Annotated in this window: 7 protein-coding genes, 1 pseudogene and 2 riboswitches; of the genes and pseudogenes, 2 read left to right on the top strand and 6 right to left on the bottom strand. The window is 70.9% G+C overall.

Features of this window, described 5'->3' with window-relative positions:
- The 6 genes from G6030_RS07160 to G6030_RS07135 all read right to left on the bottom strand — a co-directional run.
- The coding region (locus G6030_RS07160) for a histidine kinase (protein WP_182642649.1) at window positions 1-992 on the bottom strand (992 nt) is incomplete at its 3' end.
- 23 nt (window positions 993-1,015) lie between these two features.
- The gene (locus tag G6030_RS07155) at window positions 1,016-1,762 is read right to left on the bottom strand and encodes an ABC transporter (RefSeq protein ID WP_067716973.1); all 747 of its coding nucleotides are present in this window, start codon (window positions 1,760-1,762) and stop codon (window positions 1,016-1,018) included.
- Complete coding sequence (locus G6030_RS07150; RefSeq protein WP_182642648.1) at window positions 1,759-2,790, bottom strand: ABC transporter ATP-binding protein; 1,032 nt, start codon at window positions 2,788-2,790, stop codon at window positions 1,759-1,761. Before G6030_RS07150 ends, G6030_RS07155 begins: the two co-directional genes overlap by 4 nt.
- 116 nt (window positions 2,791-2,906) lie before the next feature.
- Complete coding sequence (locus tag G6030_RS07145; protein WP_069390117.1) at window positions 2,907-3,671, bottom strand: 3-oxoacyl-ACP reductase; 765 nt, start codon at window positions 3,669-3,671, stop codon at window positions 2,907-2,909.
- A gap of 128 nt (window positions 3,672-3,799) precedes the next feature.
- Window positions 3,800-3,897, bottom strand: a riboswitch (TPP riboswitch).
- 59 nt (window positions 3,898-3,956) lie between these two features.
- Complete coding sequence (locus tag G6030_RS07140) at window positions 3,957-4,454, bottom strand: SRPBCC family protein (RefSeq protein ID WP_182642647.1); 498 nt, start codon at window positions 4,452-4,454, stop codon at window positions 3,957-3,959.
- Between the two features lie 127 nt (window positions 4,455-4,581).
- Complete coding sequence (locus tag G6030_RS07135; RefSeq protein ID WP_182642646.1) at window positions 4,582-4,896, bottom strand: multidrug efflux SMR transporter; 315 nt, start codon at window positions 4,894-4,896, stop codon at window positions 4,582-4,584.
- 10 nt (window positions 4,897-4,906) lie between these two features.
- Window positions 4,907-4,973, bottom strand: a riboswitch (guanidine-III (ykkC-III) riboswitch).
- A gap of 81 nt (window positions 4,974-5,054) precedes the next feature.
- Between G6030_RS07135 and G6030_RS07130 the strand changes: the two genes are divergently transcribed.
- Window positions 5,055-5,918: an MOSC N-terminal beta barrel domain-containing protein gene (locus G6030_RS07130; protein WP_182642645.1), complete on the top strand. Its 864-nt coding sequence runs from the start codon at window positions 5,055-5,057 to the stop codon at window positions 5,916-5,918.
- Window positions 5,919-6,020: 102 nt separating this feature from the next.
- Window positions 6,021-6,302, top strand: a pseudogene (locus G6030_RS07125) (aspartate dehydrogenase); the annotation flags it as partial.

The following is a 6,302-nucleotide window of genomic DNA, read 5'->3' as shown; positions in this document are numbered from 1 at the left end:
TCCCGTAGCGTCCACGCGACGAGCACCGCGTACTCCGCGGGAACGAGATCCGGGGTGCCGTCCACGCGCACGTCCATCCCGGCGGCGCGGAGGGATGCGGTGAGGTCCGCGAGCTCGCGCGCGGGATCGGCGACGCGCATCCCGGACACGGTCTGCCGCATCTCCGCCAGAGCGGTGCGGGTGAGCATCTCGATGTTCTCCAACTCGGCGCGGGTGATGTCCGGGTCGGAGTCGAGTCGGGCGCGGGCGAGCTGTGCGCGGATGGTCAGGGCGGTGAGGGTATGGCCGAGCACGTCGTGGAGGTCCCGGGCCATCCGCTCGCGCTCCTCCACCACCCCCAGCGCGCGCCGGTAGTGGCCTTCGCGGTCGCTGATGCCCACGGAGATGCGGGTGCCGATCATCGACAGGACCACCGGGATCACCAGGAAACACGGGATGAGCATGGCGACGTTGCTCTCGAACAGCGCCGCGCCACACCCGATGAGGATCAGCGCCACCGCGGCGGGCACGCTGCGTCGGAGCGGCCAGGCGGCGGCGATGAAGCAGGCGATGAACGGCAGGAAGTTGGTCGGGCCGTTGATCCCCGCGGCGGGCAGGGTGCCGAACGCGCACACCACGAGCCCGGCCAGGTAGCCGAGGCCGAGCGGCGCCGGAGGCTCCGCCGGGGGGTCGAGCCAGTTCTCATCCGCCGCGAGCGGCGACTCACCACGGGCCGCGAGCGTCGACGCATCTCGGGTGGGGCGCGCCGTCCTGCGCAGGTGTAGCGGGTAGTCGCGGGTGACGGCGGGCGAGGCGAAGCCGGCGAGGTAGACGGCGGAAAAGACGGCGACGGAGGCCAGGCCCAGCACCGTGGGTGCGGTGGGCGCGCCGGAATAGACGACGGCGAGGACCGGGTAGATCAGAAAGACCTGCCAGATCAGGGAGAACAGGACATTCGGGCTGGTGAGGGCGTCCCGGACCCGGCGCCAGGTGGTTCTGCTGCCCGTCGTCATCGACCCGACCTCCCCTGCCGTCTCTAGTCCCGGCCCCGACGGCGACGCACCAGAACTGTTGCCGTCGTCCCCAGTATGAGGGCCCACGCGGTCACATTGAGCAGCGGAAGCCACAACGGGTCGGTCACGGACTCGGTCACCACCCCGCCGGTGAGCGGGAAGCGGGCCAGCGCGTTGATCCCGTACAGCGGCGTGAACCGGGCGAGCTCCAGCGCGGTCCCCGACAGCGGGATGAACAGGTTGCCGGCCAGGGCGAACAGGACCAGGCTCCCACCGGCCACGCCCAACGCGGATTCGGAGCGGAACGCCATCCCGGCGGTCAGTCCGTACCCGGCGAACACCGCCGACCCGATCCACGCCGCGGCCAGGGCCAGCACCCACGCGAGCGGCGTGGCTTCAGCCCCCGTGAGCGCGCCGACGAGCCCCACGGAGAGGACGGGCACAGCCGCCACCGTCATGGCCACGGCGGACTTGGTGATCACGAAGCCGGTGCTGCTCCACGGGGTCAACCCGAGTTGACGTCCCCAGCCCTGGAAGCGTTCGAGAGCGGCCCCGCCGCTGATCGAGGTGGTGGCGGTGACGGCGCCGTAGACGGCCATGGAGATCATGACGACCGAGCCCACGTTGCCGTGTGCGACGGGCTCGTCCCGGTAGGACTGGGCGCTGCCGAACACAAGGTACATGATGAGCGGCAGTCCGGCGATGAAGAAGATGTTGGTGATGTCGCGCAGAGTGCGGCGCAGGTCGATGGCCCAGTAGGTGGCGTTCATCGGGCGGCCTCCTGGTCGGGGTCGGTCGTGTCGGGGTCGGTGGTGTCGGGGGCTGTGGTGTCGGGTGCGGCGGTGAGGGCGACGAAGGCGTCGTCCAGCGACCGCGGGCTGATGGTGAGGTCACGGGCGGCGGTCCCGCGCAGCAGCGCGCCCGCGGTGGCGTCGCTGTCGGTGCTGGTGAGGATGACCCGGGTGGGTGTGCGTTCCACCGCGGTGACCCCGGGCAGGTCGTGGGGTGCGGGTTCACCGGGCCCGGGGGTCCAGACCGCGGTGACGCGGGTGCCCGTGGCCATCGCACGGATCGCCTCGACCGGGCCATCGGCCACGATCCGGCCGCGGGCCATGAGCAGGATGCGGTCGGCGAACGCCTCGGCTTCCTCCAGGTGGTGGGTGGCGAATAAGACGGTCGACCCGGACGTGGCCTCGGCGTGCATGGTGGACCAGAACTCACGGCGCGTGCCCACGTCCATCGCGGCGGTCGGCTCGTCGAGGATGAGCAGGTCGGGATCCGGCAGCAGCGCCAGGGCGAAGCGGAGTCGTTGCTGTTCGCCGCCCGAGCAGCGGGAGACCTTCCGGCGGCCGATCGTGGCGATCCCTGCCCGGTCGAGTACCTCGCCCACGGAGAGCGGGTCCCGGTACAGGGCCGCGATGGCCCGGACGGTCTCCTCGACCGTGAGGTCGGACAGCAGTCCCCCGGTCTGGAGGACGGCGGCGATCCGCCCGTCGGCGACGGCCTGTCTGGGGACGGCGCCGAACGCTCGGGCCCGCCCGCCGGTCGGCTCGGTGAGGCCGAGCGCGATGTCGAGGGCGGTGGTCTTGCCGGCACCGTTGGGGCCGAGCAGCGCCACCACCTCGCCGGGGTCGATCCGCAGGTCGATGCCGCGGAGGGCGTGGACCGTCTCGGCGCGAGGCCGGGTGAACGTCTGGGTCAGGTCGTGGAATTCGAGGGCGGGAGCGGGCGCGTCGGTGTCGATCACCGCGCCGACGCGGCCTGGGTCCCGGGGGCGGGTGGAGCGGTGGATAACCATGCTTCCACCCTCGCTCACCTGCGAGGACGGCCAGAAGAGCCGCCTGTCACGACTTCACCGGTGACAACTGTCATGGGTCCCGGCGTCGGCACGCGAGAGCCTCGAGCCCGGATCGGCTACCCCTTGACCAGTCCCCCGTCCACGATGAGGTTCTGCCCGGTCACGGCGCGCGCCCACGGGGAGGCGAAGAACAGCACCGCGTCGGCGAGTTCGGCCGGGGTGATCGCGCGGCGCAGCGGCGTCCCCGAGGCGATGAGGTCGAACACCTCCGCAGGCGTGGCGGCGCTCGCGTCGGTGGTGCGCAGCAGACCGCCGGAGACCATGTTCACCGTGATGCCGTCCGGCCCCAGATCGGCGGCGAGGGTCCGGGTCAGCGACAGCGCGGCGGCCTTGGCGGCGGTGTAGTCGTGGTACGGCACGACCGGGTGCTGGAACAGATTGGTGCCGATGTTCACGATCCGTCCGGAACCGGCCTCCCGCATGCCCGGCAGCGTCGCCTGGGTCGTGGCGAGGGTGGCTTTCACGGCGCCGCGGAGTTGCGAGTCGAAGTCGTGCCAGGTCAGCGTCTCGGGTCGCGGGCGGGCGTCACCGTTGAACTCGAAGTCGACCAATGCGTTGTTGACGACCGTGGTGACGGGCGCGCCGAAGTGGCGACGGGCGGCGTCGACGAGGGCGTGCACCTCGTCGTCGTCGGTGACGTCGGCGCGGAGTGCGACGGCGCGGTCCTCGCCGAGCTCACGGACGAGGTCGGCGGCGGCCGCCTCGCTGCGGTGATAGTTGACGACGACGAGAGCGCCCTCTCTGGAGAAGGCGCGACTGATGTCCGCGCCGAGCCCGCGGGCGCCGCCGGTGACGAGGACGACCTGCTCGTCGATCCGCATGAAGTTACCGAAATCCACTGCCACTCACTTCCCGGTGTTCCCGGCGAGGGTGACGATGCGGCTCCGCTCCTCGGCAGCGCAGGGCGCGGCCGATCGGCGACGGCACAGGGACCACCGTTGCGGTGGCAGCGGTGCCGTATCGACATTCCTTCGCTGGAACTACCCAGATCAGGTTCGACGGGTGTGATCTCAGCCGCCCGGATGGGCAGCACCCCGTGTCGCGGACCACCCTAGATCACCGGACGCCCCGGCGGGCGGCCCCACGTCGATCCGCTCGGTAGGTGGTCAATCCGTGGTCGTTCCGTGGTCATCCAGCGGTCTCGTACTTGGCCGCAGCTTCGAGAGCGTCTCGGTGATGCCCGCCGCGTTCTGCTTGGACACGCCCACGATCTCGAAGAACCTGCCGAGCTTGGACGGCCGGTTGTCGAAACTCTCCACGACCTCGGTCTTCCCGCCCGGGACCTGGGTGAACTCCCAACGCCACCGGTGACCGGCGGGATGCGCCCACTCGATCACCTTCTCCTGGTAGGTGTCGCGGTATTCGGTGACCGTGCAGGTGATGCGGTACGGCACGCCGTACATCCGCATCGCGGTGGTGAACTTGGCCCCGGCGTGCAGGGTCGACGGCCCCTGGACGTTGTCCCGCACTGTTCCGGAGCCGTCGACGAGCCCGTGCTTCCGGGGATCGTTGACGAGGGCGAACAGTTCCTCGGCGGGTGCGTTCACGGTGACGCTGCGGGCGACCACGCGTGGTCCGCGGTCGACGGTGCTGATTGCGGTCATAGGAGGAGAACCTTCCTTGTGGACTCGGCCCGCTCTGGGACTCGGCGGATCGGCGAGCTCGGGTGCCGTGCAACCCACCGTACGGCCGGACTACGACATCGTGCGCTCTTCGGGCATGCCCGATGGGTCAACTGACGGCCTTGAGCCCGACCACACCGCCGATGATCATGGCCAGGAACAGCACCTTCATCGCCGAGGCGGGTTCCGCCCCGGTGGCCATGGCGTAGACGACGGTCAGCGAGGCACCGATGCCGACCCACACCGCGTACGCCGTGCCCACGGGCAGCTCGCGCATGGCATAGGCCAGACCGGCCATGCTCACGACCAGGGCGAGGCCGAACACCACCGTCGGCCAGAGTCGGGTGAACCCCTCCGAACGGCCCATCGCGGTGGCCCACACGGCCTCGAGCACCCCGGACAAGACGAGCACGACCCACGCCATGACAGCCTCCTGCGGGCCGTCTTGTCGCACACCGGGTACGGCACCCCTCGTCCGGAGGCCCCGGGCCGGGACTCTGATCCCCAGGGTGGCAGTCCCCGTGGCTCCGGACAACGTCAGATCCGTCACCGTGATAAGTCGCGCTAACTAAGGTGGCGTTCATGCGAGTGGGAACGGTCTCGGAGCTGTGGCGCTACCCCGTGAAGTCCATGCGGGGCGACCGCGTGGACGAGACGGCGGTGACCGAGCGCTGGGGCCTGCCCGGCGACCGGGGCTGGGTGATCAGGGATGAGGACGCCGGCGAGCTCCGCAGCGCCAAGAAGTGGGCGGAGCTGTTGCAGTTCCACGCCCGCTACGTCGAGGAGCCGCAGGACGACGCGACGCCGACCATCGAGATCGACTTCCCGGACGGCTCGTCGATGCGCAGCGATGACGACACCGTCCACGAGGCCCTCTCTGCCGCGCTGGGTCGGCGCGTCACCCTATGGCCGCGTCGGCCGGTCGACGATCACGAGCACTACCGCCGTCGCGCCGTCGACGAGGCCGACCTGCGTACCCAGCTCGGCCTGGGGCCCGACGACCCGTTCCCCGCATACTCGGGAATGCCCGAAGATCTGCTGACCGAGCTCAGCTACTACGCCACCCCGCGCGGGACCTACTTCGACGCGATGCCGCTGTCGCTCCTGACCAGTACCGCCATGGCGTCACTGCAGGCCGCGGTGCCGGACGCGGTGATCGATCCGCGCCGGTTCCGCAAGAACCTCATCGTCACGCACGAGCCCGGAGGCGACGGGCATCCCGAGTTCGACTGGGTCGGCCGCCGACTGATGATCGGCGAGGTGACCTGCGAGGTCGTCATGCGCATCTCCCGCTGCAGGATGGTGACCCTCCCGCAGGCGGATCTGCCCCACGACCGCAGCGTCCTCCGGTCGCTCGCGCGCGACAACGGCGCGGAGTTCGGCGTCTACCTCCGCGCGCTCTCGCCCGGCACGATCCGGGAAGGCGACGAGGTCCGGCTCCTCTGACGGCGTGGCCGACTGAACGGCTGGAGCGAGGCGGCTCCGCCCCGGGCTGGGTACGGTCGGGGCATGCCCCCTGTCCCCTCCTCGACCCAACCGAATCCTGGCTTGACACTGAAGGTGGCCGTGGTCGGCGCCGGCGCGATCGGCGGGGCCGTCATCGAGGCGTTGGAGCAGGGGCGGGTCCCGGGCGCGGAGCTCGGGGCCGTACTGCGTTCCGGCAGCTCCGAGAGCGAGACCGCGGCGGCCATCGACGCGGCCGACGTGGTGGTCGAGGCCAGCACGGTCGACGCCGCCGACGACCTGATCCCGCGGGTCACCGCCACCGGCACGGACGTCGTCGTGTGCTCGTGCGGCGTGTTCGCCCGCCACGACGACCCCTGGGACCTC

Source organism: Dietzia sp. E1, from assembly GCF_014145015.1.
GTDB lineage: Bacteria > Actinomycetota > Actinomycetes > Mycobacteriales > Mycobacteriaceae > Dietzia > Dietzia cinnamea_A.
Note: the sequence above shows the minus strand (reverse complement) of the source record. Positions and strands in the feature narration are given on the sequence as shown.

Bases quoted from the DNA above. Each gene is read 5' to 3' on its own strand.
- G6030_RS07155 (WP_067716973.1), bottom strand. From the start codon at position 1,762: ATGAACGCCACCTACTGGGCCATCGACCTGCGCCGCACTCTGCGCGAC.
- G6030_RS07150 (WP_182642648.1), bottom strand. From the start codon at position 2,790: ATGGTTATCCACCGCTCCACCCGCCCCCGGGACCCAGGCCGCGTCGGC.
- G6030_RS07145 (WP_069390117.1), bottom strand. From the start codon at position 3,671: ATGCGGATCGACGAGCAGGTCGTCCTCGTCACCGGCGGCGCCCGCGGG.
- G6030_RS07140 (WP_182642647.1), bottom strand. From the start codon at position 4,454: ATGACCGCAATCAGCACCGTCGACCGCGGACCACGCGTGGTCGCCCGC.
- G6030_RS07135 (WP_182642646.1), bottom strand. From the start codon at position 4,896: ATGGCGTGGGTCGTGCTCGTCTTGTCCGGGGTGCTCGAGGCCGTGTGG.
- G6030_RS07130 (WP_182642645.1), top strand. From the start codon at position 5,055: ATGCGAGTGGGAACGGTCTCGGAGCTGTGGCGCTACCCCGTGAAGTCC.